General features: G+C 36.1%; 20 protein-coding genes. 5 read left to right on the top strand and 15 right to left on the bottom strand.

All coding sequences use genetic code 11. The features are described from left to right. A complete protein-coding gene (locus tag SOI85_RS00375; RefSeq protein WP_320664257.1) occupies positions 1-714 on the top strand; it encodes an SDR family NAD(P)-dependent oxidoreductase in 714 nt (237 codons plus the stop codon). 420 nt (positions 715-1,134) lie between these two features. On the opposite strand, the gene SOI85_RS00370 is transcribed toward SOI85_RS00375, so the two are convergent. Next, positions 1,135-1,692, bottom strand: a complete 558-nt coding sequence (locus SOI85_RS00370; RefSeq protein ID WP_320664256.1) for a GIY-YIG nuclease family protein — start codon at positions 1,690-1,692, stop codon at positions 1,135-1,137. A gap of 177 nt (positions 1,693-1,869) precedes the next feature. Here SOI85_RS00370 and SOI85_RS00365 point away from each other — a divergent pair, with 177 nt between their 5' ends. Further along, positions 1,870-2,544 carry a glutathione S-transferase N-terminal domain-containing protein gene (locus SOI85_RS00365; protein WP_320664255.1) on the top strand — a complete coding sequence of 225 codons (675 nt, stop codon included), beginning with the start codon at positions 1,870-1,872 and terminating at the stop codon, positions 2,542-2,544. Positions 2,545-2,556: 12 nt separating this feature from the next. Here the strand turns inward: SOI85_RS00365 and SOI85_RS00360 are convergent, their stop codons facing one another. The 3 genes from SOI85_RS00360 to SOI85_RS00350 all read right to left on the bottom strand — a co-directional run bounded on the left by SOI85_RS00360 (position 2,557) and on the right by SOI85_RS00350 (position 5,760). Continuing rightward, on the bottom strand, positions 2,557-2,817 hold the full coding sequence (locus SOI85_RS00360) for a hypothetical protein (protein WP_320664254.1): 261 nt from the start codon (positions 2,815-2,817) through the stop codon (positions 2,557-2,559). A 77-nt stretch (positions 2,818-2,894) separates the two neighbouring features. Next, the gene (locus SOI85_RS00355) at positions 2,895-4,268 is read right to left on the bottom strand and encodes a sodium/glutamate symporter (protein ID WP_320664253.1); all 1,374 of its coding nucleotides are present in this window, start codon (positions 4,266-4,268) and stop codon (positions 2,895-2,897) included. Between the two features lie 436 nt (positions 4,269-4,704). Then, positions 4,705-5,760 carry a chlorophyll a/b binding light-harvesting protein gene (locus SOI85_RS00350; RefSeq protein ID WP_320664252.1) on the bottom strand — a complete coding sequence of 352 codons (1,056 nt, stop codon included), beginning with the start codon at positions 5,758-5,760 and terminating at the stop codon, positions 4,705-4,707. A gap of 663 nt (positions 5,761-6,423) precedes the next feature. Between SOI85_RS00350 and SOI85_RS00345 the strand changes: the two genes are divergently transcribed. Beyond that, the gene (locus SOI85_RS00345) at positions 6,424-6,600 is read left to right on the top strand and encodes a hypothetical protein (protein ID WP_320664251.1); all 177 of its coding nucleotides are present in this window, start codon (positions 6,424-6,426) and stop codon (positions 6,598-6,600) included. A gap of 49 nt (positions 6,601-6,649) precedes the next feature. Here SOI85_RS00345 and SOI85_RS00340 read toward each other — a convergent pair whose 3' ends face one another. From SOI85_RS00340 to SOI85_RS00320, 5 genes are all read right to left on the bottom strand, one after another. Next, the gene (locus SOI85_RS00340; RefSeq protein ID WP_320664250.1) at positions 6,650-6,889 is read right to left on the bottom strand and encodes a MerR family transcriptional regulator; all 240 of its coding nucleotides are present in this window, start codon (positions 6,887-6,889) and stop codon (positions 6,650-6,652) included. A gap of 157 nt (positions 6,890-7,046) precedes the next feature. Further along, on the bottom strand, positions 7,047-7,379 hold the full coding sequence (locus SOI85_RS00335) for a TIGR02450 family Trp-rich protein (protein WP_320664249.1): 333 nt from the start codon (positions 7,377-7,379) through the stop codon (positions 7,047-7,049). 431 nt (positions 7,380-7,810) lie between these two features. After that, positions 7,811-9,217 (bottom strand): nucleotide sugar dehydrogenase, encoded by a 1,407-nt coding sequence (locus SOI85_RS00330; RefSeq protein ID WP_320664248.1) that lies wholly within the window; start codon positions 9,215-9,217, stop codon positions 7,811-7,813. 2 nt (positions 9,218-9,219) lie between these two features. After that, positions 9,220-10,503 (bottom strand): histidine--tRNA ligase, encoded by a 1,284-nt coding sequence (gene hisS / locus SOI85_RS00325; RefSeq protein WP_320664247.1) that lies wholly within the window; start codon positions 10,501-10,503, stop codon positions 9,220-9,222. Positions 10,504-10,685: 182 nt separating this feature from the next. Beyond that, positions 10,686-11,537, bottom strand: a complete 852-nt coding sequence (locus SOI85_RS00320) for a 3'-5' exonuclease (RefSeq protein ID WP_320664246.1) — start codon at positions 11,535-11,537, stop codon at positions 10,686-10,688. Positions 11,538-11,628: 91 nt separating this feature from the next. On the opposite strand from SOI85_RS00320, the gene SOI85_RS00315 reads away from it, so the two are divergent. Further along, positions 11,629-12,369, top strand: a complete 741-nt coding sequence (locus SOI85_RS00315; RefSeq protein ID WP_320664245.1) for a DUF1350 family protein — start codon at positions 11,629-11,631, stop codon at positions 12,367-12,369. Here SOI85_RS00315 and acs read toward each other — a convergent pair. After that, positions 12,358-14,334: an acetate--CoA ligase gene (gene acs / locus SOI85_RS00310; protein WP_320664244.1), complete on the bottom strand. Its 1,977-nt coding sequence runs from the start codon at positions 14,332-14,334 to the stop codon at positions 12,358-12,360. The genes SOI85_RS00315 and acs overlap by 12 nt on opposite strands. A 96-nt stretch (positions 14,335-14,430) precedes the next feature. Here acs and SOI85_RS00305 point away from each other — a divergent pair, with 96 nt between their 5' ends. Then, positions 14,431-15,102, top strand: coding sequence for an HAD family phosphatase (locus tag SOI85_RS00305; RefSeq protein WP_320664243.1), 672 nt, complete (start codon positions 14,431-14,433; stop codon positions 15,100-15,102). Here SOI85_RS00305 and sds read toward each other — a convergent pair. From sds to SOI85_RS00280, 5 genes are read right to left on the bottom strand one after another with little or no spacing between them, the layout of a single operon-like run. Continuing rightward, complete coding sequence (sds, locus tag SOI85_RS00300; protein ID WP_320664242.1) at positions 15,099-16,070, bottom strand: solanesyl diphosphate synthase; 972 nt, start codon at positions 16,068-16,070, stop codon at positions 15,099-15,101. The two genes, SOI85_RS00305 and sds, sit on opposite strands and share 4 nt — an antisense overlap. Positions 16,071-16,092: 22 nt before the next feature. Continuing rightward, a complete protein-coding gene (gene murI / locus SOI85_RS00295) occupies positions 16,093-16,896 on the bottom strand; it encodes a glutamate racemase (protein ID WP_320664241.1) in 804 nt (267 codons plus the stop codon). Continuing rightward, a complete protein-coding gene (locus SOI85_RS00290) occupies positions 16,893-17,987 on the bottom strand; it encodes an N-acetylmuramoyl-L-alanine amidase (protein ID WP_320664240.1) in 1,095 nt (364 codons plus the stop codon). The genes murI and SOI85_RS00290 overlap by 4 nt, the downstream gene beginning before the upstream one ends. Before the next feature lie 4 nt (positions 17,988-17,991). Then, positions 17,992-18,816: a carbon-nitrogen hydrolase family protein gene (locus SOI85_RS00285; RefSeq protein WP_320664239.1), complete on the bottom strand. Its 825-nt coding sequence runs from the start codon at positions 18,814-18,816 to the stop codon at positions 17,992-17,994. Positions 18,817-18,848: 32 nt separating this feature from the next. Beyond that, entirely contained in the window at positions 18,849-19,577 is a 729-nt protein-coding gene (locus tag SOI85_RS00280) for a 2-phosphosulfolactate phosphatase family protein (RefSeq protein WP_320664238.1), read from the bottom strand. Positions 19,578-19,596: the final 19 nt, after the last annotated feature.

Raw genomic sequence — 19,596 nt, 5'->3', positions numbered from 1 at the left:
TTGAGAACAATACTTATAACAGGTTCTTCAGGTGGCATAGGAAGTGCTATAGCTTTAAGGGCTTTAAAAGACGGCCATAGAGTAAGTTTAGGAATAAGGAATCCAAGTTTTTTAAAAGGAACAGAGTTAGACCCTGAGAAATTTGCAAAAGATAAATTAATTGTTAATTATTATGATGCAGAAAATAACCCTTCAATAAAAGAATGGATTAATAATACTCATAAAAGCTTTGGCTCAATAAATACTGTTATTCACTGTGCTGGAATTTTTAAGAATACTGGCCTACTGTTCTTAGAGGAAGAGGAAAAAGAATTAGACAAGCTTTGGAGAGTAAATTTAATGGGACCTTGGCTGCTAACAAAAGAGGTTTGGAAAGATTTAGAAAATGATGGGAGCGGAAGAATACAAGTTTTAGTATCTATGAGTGGGAAAAGATCAAAAGGAAATCTTGCAGGCTATACAGTAAGCAAATTCGGATTAATGGGTTTATGTCAAACAATGCGAAATGAAGGGTGGGAGAAAGGTATAAGAGTAACTGCAATCTGTCCAGGATGGGTTAATACCAATATGGCTAGTAATATTAACTCAATAAAGAAAGAAGACATGACTCAAGTTGAAGATATTGCATTAATAAGTTCTACATTACTCAAATTGCCTAACAGCTCTATTCCTTTTGAAGTTCCAGTTAATTGTATCTTAGAAAAAAACTATTAATTATAGTTGGGCAACTTCTGTACATTAATATTTAATTTAGACTCTAACTTACCTATCTTTGATAATTTAGAAATAATTAATTTAATAAATGAATGAATATATTTTCTATAGAAATAACCTATTGACTTTCCTAGCAGAAAGGTTTGACGAATAAAAGTTGAAACAAGATTGAACAACCAAAGAATCACAATTATAGAAATAGCTAACGAGGAAATTGAGTAAAATTGAATGATATTTTCTTTGTAAGGTCCTAATAGATCCAAAAGGCTTGAAAATTCCATGTAAATTCAAAGGAAAGGTTAAACCCCCGACCCAATAGGACTGAGATTAAATGCATTTAAACAGCTTTTTTAACGCTAGCAATAGCAGTTAATATTATTTAGCAAGAGAACATAGTAGTAATTAAGCAATATCGTATATTTAAGTATTGATATTAGTTAGGAAAGAGAAAGTGAAATATGAAAATGAAGTTATAATTATGGCGTAGACCAATGCTTTAGCTCTATTTATCCAAGATGAAAAAAGCGGCAAGTCTTTAATGTCATAGCCACCAAAACTTCCAATAAAAAACAAAGACCACATCGGTATTGATCCTATAGGCAAAGAGAATGCAAAGCTATTTGCCAATCCTTTTCCAAGACACATCGCAATTACAAAGGCAATTACAAATAGAAGGAGTGAGGCTGTTAAGCCAATAGTGACTTCTGCCGCAAGAGTAGATGGCAAATATCCTTTAGAGCTCAAATGATTAGAACAGTCAACCAATTGATCGTTCGTAAGTCGAAAATAATTTGTGTCAGGAATTCTTTTTGATTTATATCTTCTAAAAAGCCTTGCTTGTAAATACCTAGGATCATCTACTTTTAAGGTCTTTATAATTTCATCGGGTTTTAGTGATTTTATTTTCTTCTCAAGTTCATTGGTCCTTCCAATCATATATAGATCAGCATTCCTTACTAGATATACATAACCAGACATACTATCCTCCTCTAATGGATCTGAATGAATAAAAGTTGGCAATCCTGATATAAAATAATAAGCTTTTGTCTCAAGGTGATAACTTAGTATCTTAGCAAAGAAAGACTAAAAATTCATATTCGGGCAATTAAATTATATTTATAAATGAATCCTACTAAAATTCATGAAAAATCCTAAATGACTCAGGAAAATGTTTTATACAGTTTCAGGCGTTGTCCATACGCAATGAGAGCAAGATGGGCATTAATAAGGTGCAAAAAATCTGTAATGATAAGAGAGGTGGATTTAAAAGATAAGCCAATAGAACTAGTAAGATTATCTCACAAGGCCACCGTACCAGTCCTTATAACAAAAGAAGAATTCGTAATAGACGAAAGTCTGGATATTATCAAATGGGCACTTAGCAATTCCACTTATTGCCAAGATATCTTTTATAATAGTAAAAAGAATGAAGACGAAGTCTCCTCTCTTATTGTTCAAAATGATAATAAATTTAAGTATCACTTAGATAGATTTAAGTATGCCTCTAGATTCACTAATTGTGATCCAATTTCACATAAGAATGAAGCTATAAAGATTCTTTCTGAGTGGAATGATAAACTATCAAAATCAGAGCAAATCGGATCTCGAATTTGGCTTGTTTCAAATAAAGAGACTATCGCTGATTGGTCAATATGGCCTTTTGTTCGTCAATACTATATTGCTGATCCTAACCTATTTAAAAGAAATACAGATCTTAAGTATATACATAAATGGATATATAAGTATTTAAATCAAAGTAACTTTAGAAAATTGATGTTTAAAAATAAAGTATGGAAAAAGGAAGATGAGCCTACTTGGCTAAAACTTTAAACTTCTAGAAATTTATTGTTCAATTGACCTTCTCTTGTCAATTATTCTAGCTAATTCCAGGAAATATCCTGCTGTACAGAATTTGCCCAAATTCCTATCTCTATTTCCTACTTCACTTCTTAATTCTGCAGTCTCAGCCATTATCAAGTCTAATTCATTTTGAGGCAATTCATAAAGTTCACGCAATTCAACTTCACGGCCAAGAAGATGACTCTTAAACCATTTCTCCCTTGCCTCCTGAGAGGGAATTTCTTCCTGGAGTTTCCAATTCATTTAGATTGTAAGGATTAAACTAATAGAACTCTAAATCGTAATGACAAAGTTTATTAAATCAAATATTAAAATATTCATTACTCATTATTTAATTTAAATATAAATGTTGATAAGATAATCAGAATAGTTATCAATCCACAAATTTCTGTCCACTCTAATAAGCCTATTTTGTTTATAACTAAAGGAGCTATAACAGTGATCAATCCTCCTGAAAGTAGAGGTTGAAGAAATAATTGCTTAATTGAGAAAATTGGCAATGTCTTGGTCGAATCTATGGGGTCAGCAAGCCTAAGTAAAAGGAGACCGCTAGCAGCAACTCCAGTTGCATTACCAAATTCAGTTAGTGATCTTTCAAACCATTCCTCCTTAAAAGTAATTCTAGCAAATATAAACATTCCAGCGAGGTTCCAACACAGTCCACTAATAGCAAGAATAGATAGAGGAATCCAATCATTTCTTAAAATCGGCAAGTTCAGTCCAGCCATAGCAATTGTTATAAGAAGGTCTGTGGAAAGAATTCCAATCTCTCTCTGCAAGATGGAAGAGACAAGTCTTTCTTTACCAGTTTTCTCTAAAATAAATCTTATAAGAAATGAGCCAACTAACGCTAAAGGGAAGACTGGGAAGACATTAGCAACATCAGTAAGAACACCACCGAAATAAGGTGCTAATAACCTTATAAACGAAAGCATCAAAACAGCAAATAAAACAGCACATCCTGCTAACCCAAGATTGCATAAAAGTTGTCTAACTTGCTCCCAAAAAGATATTGGATTTTCTGAATAAATTGAATCTTCTTTGGTACTCGCAGCCTGAAAAACAACCCATCCTCTAGAACGGGCAATTACGACTAAAACACTACCAATTAATGTTGAAGAAAGTAATCCAACAGTGGCCATTGCAAGTCCAAGATCTAATCCGCCATTAAAACCAAGTTTCTCAAAACTTTGGCCCATAATTGCAGCGGCCCCATGCCCTCCCTCAAAACCAACCTCTATAAGACATCCCATTAATGGGTCTACATTAAAATAAGGGGTTAGAAAAAGTAATACGGCTAAACCTCCAACCAAATACTGACCAAAACCCAAAAGGAATCCCAATAATGCTTGATTAGCTACAGGCTTCCAAATCCCTTTACCGTTAGGGATAGGTCTACCAATCATAAGAGTTGCAAAAACCAAAGTAAGAAGCGGGCTAGGCAAATTAACCCAAATATCAGTTACAGATTCAGGCAATACAGGAATGGGTCCATAAGGACCAACGCATAGAGCAAAAAGTCCGAATAATAAAGCTATTGGTATACCAAATCTTTCTAATCTCATTGCAGACTCCAACCTTCTACCAAGACTCAAAAGAAAACCTATTAAAACAAGAAGGCCAAAGGAGACTGTGAATGAAGGTATTGCACTCAAAGGAATAAAGTCTTTTATAATTTCAAATATTTCATTCATTTATAAAGCTAGATAAAAGATAAATAAAATCCTTTTAACAAAACTTCTCCAACTTGAAAGAAAGCATTAAATACATACTAACCTGAATCCTTCTGAAACAATTTATTTTAAACGTATAAAACATTTCTCAAAAAAAAGGAGTTATATCCTCCTCTAAATTTCAACTAGAGAAATAAAAGAAGGAACAAAGCCTGAATAGCAAATTCAACTAAACCTAAAGTTAATAAGAAATCTGAATTGCTAGTATTCTTATATAGAAAAGGTTTTTCTAAGGAATACAAAGTTTTTTGAGAAGATAGATAAGCCATTAACGATATTGTTCATTGAAACCACTTAAGCGCAGAATTTATAACTTGCAAAGATTAATTTAATAATAAAAAGGCATCACCCAGAAGGATGATGCCTTTTTATTGACTATTAAAATGGACTTAACTAATTACTTTAAAGTCACACTTGCATTATCCAAGTTAGAGATAGCGCTTGATACACGCTTAAAATCAAAACCCATAGCACGAAGTGCATGCCAAAGGTGTCCTTGAATAAAGAAGAAACCAAAGTAATAGTGAACGTTTGACAACCATGCTCGTGAAGTATGTGCTCCATCAGCTAGGTCAACAGTATCAATCCAGTAAGGGGAGATGCCAAATTGAAGTGAAAGAGTTTCACCAAAGAAAGTCTCTGGGTAAACAGTTGTATTTGTTGCGCACCAGAAAGCTGCAACAATTGCCATCCAACCAATTCCAGCTAAAGAGAAAGAAAGGATAGCTTCAGCTCCTAGTAATCCAGCCCCTTTAAATTTGGTGTATTCACCAACTTGTTTAGTCGCTATATGGAAAGCACCACCAGTTATCTGCAAGAAAGCCAAGAAAGCATGGCCTCCCATTACATCTTCCAAACTATTAATAGAAAGGAAATCAAACTGATGATTCCAAACAGTACTTAAATTCAGGTTGTATTCGACCTGGCGAACTGAGTCCACAACAGGATCATAAATTCCATGTATTCTGGCCCATTCAACAAACCAGATATTGGCTATTCCAAAAAGAATTAAATGGTGACCAAGGATGAAAGTTTGATTATCAGGGTTATCCCATTCAAGTTTAAACTTTCTAGCTTGGGCTACATCTGAATCCTGCATATCACTACTAAAAGCAAGTGAATGCAAAAGGCCACCGGCTCCATAAACCATGGAAGCAACTAAGTGAACCACAGCAACTGCAATAACTGGAGTAGGATTGCCCATTGCTACACCTGCCTCATCAAAACCAATACCAAGGGTCGCAAGGTGAGGTAAAGCTATTAATGGCTGATGACCCATTGGAATAGAAGGGTCATAACGAGCCAATTCAAATAAAGTGAAGGCACCTGCCCAGAATGCAATCAGGCCGGTATGAGCGGCATGAGCAGCAATAAATTTGCCTGAGCGGTTGGTGACCCCAGAATTACCAGCCCACCATCCATAGGTGACATCTGGATTACCATAGGTCTGCATTAGAGGTTTAACGCTGCAAAACGCACCAAACTTACTTCAATTTGAGCTAAGACTCATCTTAAATAAAGAATTTATATATTCTGTAAATACTTGAAATCATCAAAATCCTAATTTTTTGATTAAAAAATAGGTTTTCGACTATTCGATAAAGTAAATTTTAAATTCTATAATCCTCGGGATTTGAAAAATCCTCAGAATGTTTCTTGATATCTATTTGAATAAATTCAAGGCAAAATGCATATTAAATAAAACGCATAGATTATCCATAAAACTAGAGCTGTTTTAACTTAATGCATCTATAATTAGGAGAGTTTTATTAACAAAGGCATTTTCTTTTATAATAAGTTCTTGATTATTTAAAACCCATGGAACCTCTTGTAAAGCTTTTAGAGTTAGTCAAAGACCTAAGGCTCAGATTCGCTCTAGCAATGCTAGGTAATATTGTCATCCTCTGGTTTCTCGCAAACTACTTTAAAAAGTTCATACCAAATTTACCTCCTGAATTAATCTGAGAATTTGTTCTCCCTATAAATAATCAGGAGAGAAGTCAGTTTTTCTTAACAAAGTAGCTGGCAATTATTTAATTAACATAAAAAATCAAATTACATAGCATAAATCTAATTATCAGTAAGTAAGCAATTTCAAAAAAGAAGGTTATAGGAAATGGAATTCATAAAAATCGGCGAAGCGAATTTAAGTCTTGAAATGCAGACAGTTGAACATTATAGAGAACTTGCGCAAGGATATAGATCTTCAGAAGAATATTTGAATATGATTGGACTATACCCAGCCTTGCAAACATCTATCCAAGAGTGCAGAAATGAAGCTCTCGTACAATAAACAAAATTATTGAGAATCAATTTATAGTCTATTTTTACTGAAAATATATTTATGCTACTTGTCTAGAAACTGGTGCATCCTCTTTAGCCCAGTAATCAATTATTTCCTTACACCACCTAACATGGTAGATAACCTTTGGTGACCATGGGTTGTCTTGAGGGGAAGGAGCACTCCTCCAATGAGTTCCTGGTTTTAAATATCCAATTTCTCTCCATATCCTTAGGGTATCTTTTGTTACTCCCAGCTTCTTACTAGCCTCTAGTTCATTAAGCCAAGGACTTTCATTCATAACAAATTCATTTGTTTTCCCTTAATAACGCAATTTCTCAAAACAAGTAAGTAAGACAACAACAATTGAGTAAAAATACAACCTTTAATGACAAATATAGAAAAACTTGATTTGGAGTGGATTTTTAAGAACAATGAAAAGCACGAACTTAAGGTGTTCAACTCCAACTTCTAAGTTTTTGTGCTTGAGAAGGTATTTGCAAGCCAGAATCCTCAGAGGGGTGCAGGCAAATTGAATTATCCATAGAATTTACTGGGATTTCAATTAAATCGATATTTCGTTTCTCTTCGATATCAATCCAACCTGGAGACCAATATTTAATATCATCGAGTTCCTCCCAAGGAACTCTTATATAAACTTCTCCTTCCAATACTGACAACATATTAACCCATCTATTTTTGCCTTTGCCTCCATAATTAATTGCGACAAAGTATCTTCTTTCTTTTATTTTATAGTGGCTAGTCCAAGCTTTTACAGGTGGCCATTTCATAATTGATTGTAATCCAAAATTTTAAATTTTCTAGTAATTAATTTTAAGGAAAGACTTATTAAAAATATCTATAGGAAATAATGCTGTGATAAATTTATATATAAACTATCTTGACTTAATTTTATTATACTCTTTCCTTATGTCTTTCAAAAGCATCTTCTTCCTATTCATTGAATCTATCCTTTGTCTATTGTAACTATTTTGTCTATCTGAGTTACTCATTTGCATCCATTCAATCATACTTAACTTATTAAATTGAAGGTTTCTTCGTTTTTTTGACTTATATTTAATTAGATAAATTATAGATATTAAAGATAGAGATATAAATAATAATTTATGGGGCATTGCCTTTTTTTCTAAATACTAGTAATCATTCAAAAGGATCATACTACTAATACATTTATGTGGTATCAATTGTTCAAAAGTCTTTTTTAATTCACACCATCTCCCACTCTCCAAAAATTCAAACCTGCACTTTTAATTTGGCTTGGTTCCACAATTGAACGAGTATCAAAAACCCATGCCGGAGCCCTCATCTTTTTGGCAAGATCAAACCAGTCAAGCTCAGCATATTCTTTCCAGTCAGTAAGAATTAAGACTGCATCAGCTTCTATTACAGCCTCTGAAATGGTTTTAACATATGACCATTTACCTTCCCATGCAGCTTCATTCCTATTCAAGTCTTCAAATATTTTGTCTTCACTAACTTTCGGATCATGAATAGAAAGCAATGCACCCTCTTCTAGCAAATCCAAAGCAATTCGTAAGGAAGGTGATTCCCTCGTATCATTTGTATCAGCTTTAAAAGCAAATCCTAATATTGCTAGTTTTTTCCCATTTACCGTCCCAAAAAGTTTATGCAATATAGTTCTGTAAATTCTCTGCTGTTGCCACGCATTTAATTCAATAACCTGTTCCCAATAAGAAGCAACTTCAGGGAGTCCAAAGTGATTGCAAAGATAAACAAGATTAAGAATATCCTTCTTGAAACAGCTGCCACCAAATCCAGGTCCGGCTTCAAGGAATTTTTTTCCTATTCTATGATCAGCTCCTATTGCCTTAGAAACCTCTCTTACATCTGCTCCAGTAACCTCACATAAAGCAGAAACAGCATTTATAGAACTTATTCTTTGTGCCAAAAATGCATTTGAAATTAGTTTAGATAATTCACTGCTCCAAAGATTTGTACAAAGTATTTGTTCTTTAGGAACCCACCTTAAATAAATACTTTTCAAAGCTTCTATTGCACTTGAATCATCTCCTCCAATTAAAACTCGGTCAGGTTCTTCTAAGTCTTTAATTGCAGTACCTTCAGCCAAGAATTCTGGATTTGATAATACTGAGAACCGTTGACAAGATTCGTCTTCTGAAATGTTCTTATTTGGAGTTTCTAATATGGATTTAATTGCTGCTGCCGTTCTTACGGGCAAAGTACTTTTCTCAACAACTATTGTTTTACCTTTTGCATATTTAGCCACTTGCCTAGCGCTAGCTTCAACCCAACGAATATCACTTGCTTGTCCTGCTCCGACACCTTTGGATTTTATGGGAGTATTAACTGAAATGAAAACAATGTCTGCCTTAGCTATTGAAGCTTCGATTGCTGTTGAAAAAAAAAGATTCCTACCTCTTGCTCTCTTAAGGACCTCATCAAGACCTGGTTCATATACAGGGATTTTCCTTAAATCTTTTTCATTCCAGGCATCAATTCTGTCCTTATTAATATCAATAACAGTTACTTCAATATCTGGACATCTATCTGCTATTACAGACATTGTTGGGCCACCTACATAACCAGCTCCTATACAACATATATGGCTTATTGAATTTATTTTCATAATTAATTCTCTATAGAAGAATTTTCAAAAAAACTGATTAATCCTTCAAGATCATATAGTGAAAATAACAAATCATCCATTTCTAAATCTTTATCAGATCTCATCTTTTTAACATTAATTCTCCCTTCATCAACTTCATCATCTCCTAAAATAATTGCCCATTTAGCTCCTGAACGAGAGGCTCTCTTAAATTGTTTGGAGAAGGCACTACCCGAAAAATCTATATCAATAGAAAAATTGGCTAAACGTAATTTTCTTGCAATAGACAATGCAACTAATGAAGCTTTATTTCCTTTATTGACTAGGTAAATATAAGGAGAGATTGAATTCGAATTAGACTTTTCTAATAATAGAATTAATCTTTCAACTCCTATTGCCCATCCTATAGATGATACGTCAGGACCTCCTAGTTGCTTAACTAAGCCATCATATCTACCTCCACCACACACAGTTGCTTGGGCTCCAAGATCATCGCTTGTTATCTCAAAAGCTGTATGACAGTAATAATCCAAACCTCTTACAAGTCCAAAATTTAATTTAAAAGGGATTTCCAAGTTATTCAGTATTTCCTGTAGAGACTCAAACCGTTGCCGACTCTCATTACAGAGAGTGTTGTTCAATGAAGGTGCGTCCATTAATAATTCCTTAGTTCGAGGGTTTTTGGTATCAAGTATTCGCAAAGGGTTTTTATGTACACGTTCTTTTGAGTCTTGATCCAGTAACTCAAAACGATCTTCTAACCATTTCACAAATAAAGCACGAAATTTGTTCCTATCATCAAGGCTTCCTAAAGTATTAAGTTCAAGAGTTAAACCTTTTAGGCCTAAATCATTGAGCAAGTCCCACGCAATAGAGATCAAGTCAGCATCAGCATTTACTGAATCAAGTCCAAAAAATTCAACTCCTATTTGATGAAATTGCCTTTGTCTCCCCGCCTGTGGGCGCTCATATCGAAACATTGGTCCTGAATACCAAAGACGTTGTGGGCCCTGATTAATTAATCCATTTTCGATAATTGCACGAACAACTGATGCAGTACCTTCTGGACGAAGAGTGCAAGAGCGATCCCCTCTATCGACAAAGGTATACATTTCTTTCCCCACAACATCTGTTCCTTCTCCTATCCCACGCGCAAACAATTCAGTTGACTCAAGAATTGGCGTTCTTATTTCATCAATTATTGCTCTTCGAAAATGTTTACGCGCTTTGGATTCAACCATCTGCCAGAGTCTTATCTGAGCAGGTAGTAAATCAACCATTCCTCGTAAACTCTGAAACTTATGCATCCTGCAAAGGGGCCTCTAATTTAGAAATGAATTTCCCTTATTGAAAAACTTCAAAAAGATAAGTAGAACCTTATTCCAATAGACCTGAAACCTGCAAATAATAAAATCGTTTTGAACTAAAGATGCAATAAAAGCTTTGGATTAGGAGAACAAAGAATTGACTTTTTCAATTTAGAAGCAATTCATTGCTTATCTAAATCTACTAAAGCTACCTTGAATTCTAACTCCAAAGCTTCTCTTTCACTCAATCTCCTTGTCCAAGCTCCTTTTATAGGATCATTCCATCTAAAGCCAGCTTCTTTTGCTAGATGCCTTCTTTCATAAGAAACTTCTGCTTTCATGAGTCGTCTAGGCTCAAGCCCAAGAGTTAATAATTCCTCTAAGTCATCACATCGTAGAAGGACTTCCGCAAGATAAATACAATCAGTCAAAGCGCGATGAGCATTCCAAACGGGTATCCCATAAGCAATAGCAAGATCTCTAACAGAGGGTCTTTTACTTAGTCTCTTCTTAGCAGGCCATGAAATATCTTCCATAGTACATATCCACGGCTTATTAATTGCGGGCAACAATCCTTTCCCAAACCATTGGCGATCAAAAGAGGCATTATGAGCAACTACAGCATCACATTGATCCAACAAAGCTTCAAAAAATTTTATCCCTTCTTTCCAAGGTTGATTCAATCTTGTTATTTCAGCTGGAATATTGTTTATATCCTCTGCTTCATTCGTCTCCACTGGTAATAAGAATGATTGCTGAGAAAGAACTGATCTATTGGAGACATTAAATAAAATAACGCCTACTTCCATACAGAGACTCTTATTAGGATCAAGTCCCGTTGTTTCTGTATCTAAAATCAAAATATTATTAGGCTTACCAGATAAGTTTCCATGAGATTCTTCAACTACTGTGGTGGTAGGAACAGAGATCTGTTTAGATTCCTGTGCATCATTTAAAAAGACGCTTGGAACTTCTAGGTGATGCAGGAGTTCCATTTGAGTATTCTGTCTTTGATTTTCAACCTTTTGATTCACCGGTTAAGAATTAAATATGTCCTTATTCTCCCGTAGATGGCAAGTCCATTTAAAATCTCTAAGAATTTAAACAGAGATTGAAATCAAAGGAATGTGTAAGTGGCGATTATTAAACAAAATCTGGTGTATTTGGCCATCAAGGCCTCTTGGCTTAATTGAATTCATCGGTGGGAGCTACCTTTCAGCGAGCCCCAACATAAGCTATAAATATTTTCTTGAGAGTCTTAAAAAAAAAGGTTTTGCTATTCATGCATGGACCTACCTACCCTCTTTTGACCATCAATCTCAAGCTAATGATGCATGGAGAAATTTTAGATTATGTCGAAAAAAAATAGAGTCAAGAGTGAATGCACCCTTAAAAGTTATTAGAATTGGTCATAGTCTTGGTTGCAAATTGCATTTACTCTCTCCAGATAGAGGTAGAAACAACTGTGCTCTAATTTCTTTAAGTTTTAACAATTTTAATGCAAATAAATCTATACCAATGCTAGGCAAAATTTCTAACAAACTTAATTTAAAAACAGAATTTAGTCCTAGCCCAATAGAGACTTTGGACTTAATTAGATCCCAATATATCCAGCAAAATAATCTGATTATTAACTTTCTAAATGACAGAATTGATCAAAGTCCTATTTTGACTAATGCTCTAAAATCAAGAGCTAAAGATTCAACAACTGAATTAAAGCTTAAGGGAGATCACCTAACTCCTGTTAGTTCGGGTTTAAGAAAAAACTTATTTAGTGAATGGTCAGATGAAACTTATAAAATTAAAAATCTAAATGAATTAATTAATACTATTCAAAGATATTCAATCAAAGCTTTAGGTTCTTAATTTATCTAATACAGTTCTATCTTCTAAAGTACTAGTATCTCCCTTTATCTCCTGTCCAGAAGCTAGAGCCCTGAGAATTCTACGCATAATTTTTCCACTTCGGGTTTTGGGCAATGCATCAGTAAATTTTATTTGATCAGGTCTCGCAATCGGGCCAATTTCAGATCCAACATGAGCTCTTAATTCTGTAATTAATTCGTCATTAGCTTGGTGGCCACTTTCTAAAGTAACAAATGCCATAATTGATTCACCCTTTAAATCATCTGGCCTTCCAACGACCGCCGCTTCAGAAACCAAATAATGACTAACTAAAGCTGATTCAATTTCCATAGTCCCTAATCGATGGCCTGAGACATTAATAACATCATCAACTCTTCCCATTACCCAGAAATAGCCATCACTATCTTTTTTAGCTCCATCTCCAGCAAAATAAATATAAGATCCATTTGAAGGTTTAATGAACTCCCAATAACTTTCTCGAAATCTCTTAGCGTCTCCATGCACAGTTCTCATCATCCCTGGCCAAGGACGCCTAACAACCAAATACCCTCCCTCATTAACCTCAACGGACTCTCCCTTTGTATTTACAACATCTGCTTCTATTCCAGGAAGAGGAAAAGTTGCTGAACCTGGCTTGGTTGGGGTCGCTCCAGGTAATGGACTAATCATTACTCCCCCTGTTTCAGTTTGCCACCATGTATCAATCACTGGACAGCGATTTCCTCCAATAATCTCTCGATACCACATCCAAGCTTCAGGGTTTATAGGCTCACCAACTGTTCCCAATAATCTAAGACTTGTTAAATCATATTTATCAGGAATATCTCTTCCTGATTTCATAAAGGCCCTTATTGCTGTTGGAGCTGTATAAAAGATAGTGATTTTATGTTTTTGAATAAGTTCCCAAAATGCACCAGGATTTGAAGGTCTTGGAACTCCTTCATACATAACTGTAGTAGCGCCATTAGAAAGGGGGCCATAAACGATATAGCTATGACCTGTGATCCAACCAACATCGGCTGTACACCAATAAATATCATCATCTCTTATGTCGAAAATCCACTTAAAAGTCAAATGTGCCCAAAGGTTATAACCAGCGGTTGAGTGAACTACTCCTTTTGGCTTTCCAGTCGAACCAGAAGTATATAAAACAAAAAGGCGGTCTTCACTTTCCATTCTTTCTGCGGGACAAATCTCGGATTGTCTTGAGACGAGATCATGCCACCAGTGGTCTCGTCCTTCATCCATAAATATGTCTTCTTTTGTTCTTTGAACAACTAAAACTGATTCGACACTTGGACAAACACCTCCATCTAAAGCCGCATCAACAGCTTCCTTAAGAGGTATGACCTTATCTTTTCGATAACCACCGTCAGCAGTTATTACCGCTTTAGCATTACCATCTATCAATCGATCACGAAGAGCCTCGGAGGAAAACCCTCCAAAAACGACTGAATGAGGAGCACCAATGCGAGCACAAGCGAGCATTGATATAGCTGCCTCTGGAACCATAGGCATATATAAAGCAACAAGATCTCCTTTCTTGATTCCAAGTTCCTTAAGAGCATTAGCAGTACGGCATACTTCTAAGTGGAGTTCCTTATAAGTAAATCTCCTTATATCTCCTATTTCCCCCTCCCAAACAAGTGCATCTTTGTCAGCAATTGAAGTGCCTAGATGTCGATCAAGACAATTGTATGAGATGTTAATTTTTCCACCATCAAACCATCTTGCAAATGGTGGATTAGACCAATCAAGTACTTTTTGGAAAGGTTCAAACCAATCTAATTCTTTATTTGCAAGATCTGCCCAAAATTTATCTGGATTGTTTTTACATTGATCAACCAAATTTTGATAAGCCTCAAAGCTTGGTACAAGGCATTCCCCATCCTTCTGAGAATCAGGTGAAAAAATTCGCTGTTCTTCTAGAACAGACTCAATCTGTGAGGATTGATCAGAAGACATATCTTAAAAACAACTTGCTAATTAATCGCATTCAAGCTGTCATGATCAATTTATGCAAAGAGTGAAACGCTTTTTAAAACAAACATAAAATTATTCATGTTCTTCCCTAAAGCTATTCTTTTTGATCTGGATGGAGTTTTACTTGATACTGAGCCTCTTCATGGAAAAGCATGGAAGGAAACAGCCTCTTCATTTGGTACAGAATTAAATAATAAGCAACTACTTTCTCTACAAGGGCGTAGAAGAACTGACTGTGCGGTTCAACTTCTCAATTGGATTCCTAAACCTCTAGATGCATCTGAAATTTTAGAGGTGCATAAACCTATTTCTAAAAGGCTTCTAAAAGAAGCAAAAGCCATGCCAGGTGCTAGGGATCTTGTTAATTGGTGCTTTGAAAACAAATGTCCGATTGCTTTAGTTACAAGCAGCACTTCGATTTCGGTAAAGAATAAAATATCTCCACATCCATGGCTAAATTGCTTCTTAGCAAGAGTAGAAGGAGATGATCCTTCTCTTAGGGAAGGCAAACCATTTCCTGACCCATATTTATTAGGCGCTCGAAAACTAGAAGCAAACCCTAAAAAATGTTGGGCCATAGAGGATTCCATTTCTGGGTCTCAATCAGCTTTAGCTGCTGGATGCCAAGTATGGATTCTTAAAAATAGCTTGGATGTCCAAATTAAATCTCAAAGCGACTCAAATCCTAAATACATAAACCATCTAAGTGAAGTCCTAAAAGAGTTAAAAAAATTGAATGAATTCATCTAAAATAATCTACTTAGAACAAATTCTGGCAATTCCAATAAAGCTCGCCTGGAAGGAGATTCAGGCAACCAATTAAGCGCTTCACGAGATTCTTCAGCAAACTTTTCAGCTAATTCTCTAGATTTATTAATAGCATTTGATTCTCTAACTAAATTCAAGGCATTTTCAAGATCACCCTCGCGTGAAAATTCTCTTTCAATCAATCCTGACAAAGAAGGCTTTTCTTCAAGTGCATATAAAACTGGAGCAGTTAAATATCCGCTTGCCAGATCACTTGCTGCAGGTTTTCCTAGTTGTTTTTCGTTTCCAGTGAAATCAAGAATGTCATCAACAACCTGAAAAGCCAGTCCTAATTTCTTGCCAAAAAGATGCAGAAGCTTTAAATAATCGTCATTAAGACCCGATAAAGATCCCGCAGCTCTACAACTGTTCGCCATTAAAGAGGCTGTTTTACAGTAACTTTTTTCTAGATAAGCCTCAAAAGATTGATCTGATTCGTATCTATTAAGTCCTTGTTTTATTTCTCCATCGGCGAGATCCATAATGACCCGACTAAGTAGCTTCACAACTTCCAAGTTATCAAGATTTGCTAAATGCCAACTTGCTTGAGCAAAAAGGAAATCACCGGCAAGAACAGCAACCCTATGATTAAAACGACTATGTACCGTTGGCACTCCTCTTCGCGTCGAAGCATCATCAACAACATCATCGTGAACAAGCGAAGCGGTATGGATCATTTCAGTAATCTCTGCAAGCCTTCTATGCTTTTCTGTTAAATTTCCATCTTTTGATATTGCTCTAGATATCAATAAAACGATTCCAGGACGTAACCTCTTTCCTCCTGCGCTAAATAAGTGCTCCGCAGCCGCTTGAAGTATTGGATGACCAGCTCCTATTAGGCTACGAAGATCCTTGAGCAGGATTTCTATATCCTTCTCAACTGGTTGAAGAATCTCCGTAACTGTGATCATGTAATTCTCCTGTTATCTGATACTAAAAGACACAAGCCTTAGAACGCAGAGAAATCAGTTCAACTTCTGGATAAATTTTCAACCAATGCTTAGCTCTCGCAGCAAAACCATTGGGATCAGAGGTTACATAAAATTTTGTATTTAAAGAATTTTGCATGGTTACACCAACAAATTTGTCATTTACAAGTAATTTATCTAAATTTTTTGCCATTCCTATAGCCGGATCTATCAAACGCACATGAGAAGGTACTAAAGGTCTGAGGATTGGAAGCAGAAGTGGGTAATGACTGCAGCCAAGTATTATTGATTCTACTTGGGATTCAATTAAAGGCTTTAAGTATTTTTTAGCTAGCATACAAATTTCTTCATTATTGACTAGACCAGTTTCAATCATAGGGACAAAGGCTGGACAAGCCTGCTCTACTACAAAAGTACCTGGTCTTTTCTCTAATATTTTTTTGGAATAAGCTTTAGAAAAAACTGTTCCTGGAGTTGCCAATATTCCAACTCTTTTCTCATAAATCATTTCAACTGCAGAGTCAATAAGGCCAAATACTGGGACTTCGGCAAACTTCTCAACGACATCTAAAGCTAATGAATTAGTGGTATTACATGCAACCAAAACGGCTGTCAAATCTTGCTTGTTTAACCAATGAACTACCTCACTAGCAATTAATCTGATTTCCTTAGGGGTTTTAGACCCGTATGGGACTCTGGCGAGATCACCTAAGTAAACACAAGAAACATCCCCATGCCTTTCGACAAGACTCTTTAGGACGGTAAAACCTCCAATTCCGCTGTCAAAAAGTCCCAAACGAATGGTCAACGGGCCCCCTTCAGATAATTGAGTATGCCCTTAGCTATTGCGAATGCAAGCCTTTGTCGATGCTCTGATTGTCTTAATTTCCGAGCGTCTATTCGACCTGTAACAAATCCAACTTCTACAAGAGCAGCAGGCATGTCTGTGCGTCTTATAACAAAAAACCTTGAACGTCGAACACCTCTATCAGGACTCCCTGGAGAAACACGGACAATCTCTTTATGAATCTTCTTGGCAAGCGAAAGGCCTCTATAGCCTGTGTAGTAATAAGTCTCAACACCATTTACATCGCGTCTGTGATCCCTCGAAGCATTAGCGTGAATACTTACAAAAGCACTGGCTTTTGATTTATTAGCCCTAGCAACTCTTGGTGGAAGGTCTAAATCTATCTCCTTTTTTCTAGTTAATAAAACAGTCACACCCTTTTCTTTAAGGAATTCAGTCACTTGAAGTGACACATCCAATACAACATCTGTCTCCCTCAAACCGTTAATTCCAACTGCTCCTGGATCAGGTCCACCATGACCAGGATCAATAACCACTTTATAACGACCACGAGTTACAGATGGAAGAGTTGAAGCATCTAACAAATAAGTTGGTCTTCCATAACCCAAAAATGAAGGTTTCCGAAAACTTCTTTTAACATCGCCTTCACCAATCTTTTTTAATTCATATGAATATAAAGAAAGGTCATCAAAACTAAGTTCCCAACGATTGGGAGATATCCCAATCAATTTCAACTTCCTAGGATCAATCTCAATAGAAGGAGAGAATTCTATGACTAACCGTGTAAACCCACTAAAAGGTTTACCAAGACGAACCTCTTTAATTGGACCATTCCCTGAAATTCGACGAGGTTTACTAAGTTCACCTGGGAAATCAACCCAAACCCTATCTCCTTTTCCTGCTCCTGCTGACTGAAAGAAAGCTTTTAATCTAGTCCCGGTCTTTGTTCTTAACTCCAAAACGCCGTCACTTCTTATCAACCACGCAGCCAACGCACTCGCTGAATAAGAAGGACTTACAAAATAAAAGGACGAGCCAAGAAATAATCCAGCTAAAACAGAACCAAATCGGCTTAGCTTGAATACATCCATTTATTTATGAAAAAAGCTCTTTTTTCCTATGTTTAATACTTGGCATCTGTTCTCTAATTCGATCAACTCTTGATTTGTCAACAGGGGCAATAGCAGCTCCTGGGACTAATCCCGCGTCAGCGAGAACTGTTCCCCATGGATCAATAACCATCGCATGACCATGACTTTGACGCCTTCCATAATGAACCCCTGTTTGAGCAGGTGCAAGAATATATCCAGTATTTTCAATAGCTCTGGCCTGAAGCAAAACTTGCCAATGATCTTTACCTGTAAAAGCAGTAAAAGCGGCAGGGATCATCATTAATTCAGCTCCTTTATCTATTAGATCCCTATAAAGCTCAGGGAAACGAACGTCATAACAAATCGACAAGCCCACACGGCATAACCCTGGGACATCAACTACGGGAGGAGCTTTCTGACCTGAATAAAATGTAGAGGATTCTCGATACGTATTACCTTCAGGAAGATCAACATCAAAAAGATGAATTTTGTCATATCTGGCTAAGAGTTGGCCATCTCTTCCTATAAGTTCGGCTCTATTTAGAGTATGAGTGCCATCTCCTGCTGGAACTGGGAAGCCTCCTCCAAGCAAGACGACCTGATATCGCCTAGCCATAGTTACTAAAAATCTACTGCATTTTTCTGCAAGACTCTCAGAAATTTCAATCCTTTTTTGATCATCACCAATAAAAGCAAAGTTCTCTGGTAGACCAACTAATTCTGCTCCTCTTCTAGCGGCTAACTCTATTTGGTCCTCAGCAGCAGAAAAATTTGCCTCCACATTTGAAGTGCTTGTTAGCTGAAGAGCTGCTGCTAGGAAATCCGACACTTTATTAAACCCAATAAAAGAATTTTAATAAATTAATAGGCACAAAGTACCCCTGGTTCACTTTGATATGGAACAACTACGAGATTATCCAATTCAGAACAACATGCAAAGTCATCATCATGGTTACCAATTCCAGCAAGTCTTTGGCCATGACTTGCAACTCTCAAACACCCTTGAAGATCATCCTTCCAAAAATGCCATAAAGCCAATGCTGCATTAAGTTCGTCATTCGCAACTATTGATTCGGATCCACTCTCTAAAAGAAATGATGCTAAAGCTCCAGCTGCCAGTGAATCTTCTAGAGAATAAGAACCTTCCCATCCACTTCCCAAGATACAGATATCATCTGTTTTATCTAATAGAATCCTCTCTGCTACTGCACTTCTATTTGGCAAAGATAGAGTGTATACATTATTAAAATCTCTCACACGATTTAAGGCCTTAGTCCCATTAGTTGTACTCATAAAAATTCTTTTCCCTTTAACAATCTCAGGGGTAACTCCAAGAGGCGAGTTTCCTAAATCAAAACCTTTAAGAGTTTTCCCTCCTCTTTCTCCTATTAAAAGTCTTTGTTCAACAGGCCATTTTAAGGACTCTTGCTGAAGTTCCTTTAAATCAATAAATGTCTGTACTGAATCTGCTCCATTAGTAAAAGCCCAGGCAATGGTTGTAGTAGCTCGAAGAACATCAATTACTACAGCTGTATCAGATCTAAAATCCTTTGGAACGTCTTCAGCTCCATGAAAATACGAAAGTTTCATTGCCCAAAGGCTCTTAATT

The organism is Prochlorococcus sp. MIT 1223, from assembly GCF_034092465.1.
GTDB lineage: Bacteria > Cyanobacteriota > Cyanobacteriia > PCC-6307 > Cyanobiaceae > AG-402-N21.
The sequence above is the reverse complement of the archived record's forward strand: the minus strand, read 5'-3'. Positions and strand labels throughout refer to the sequence as shown.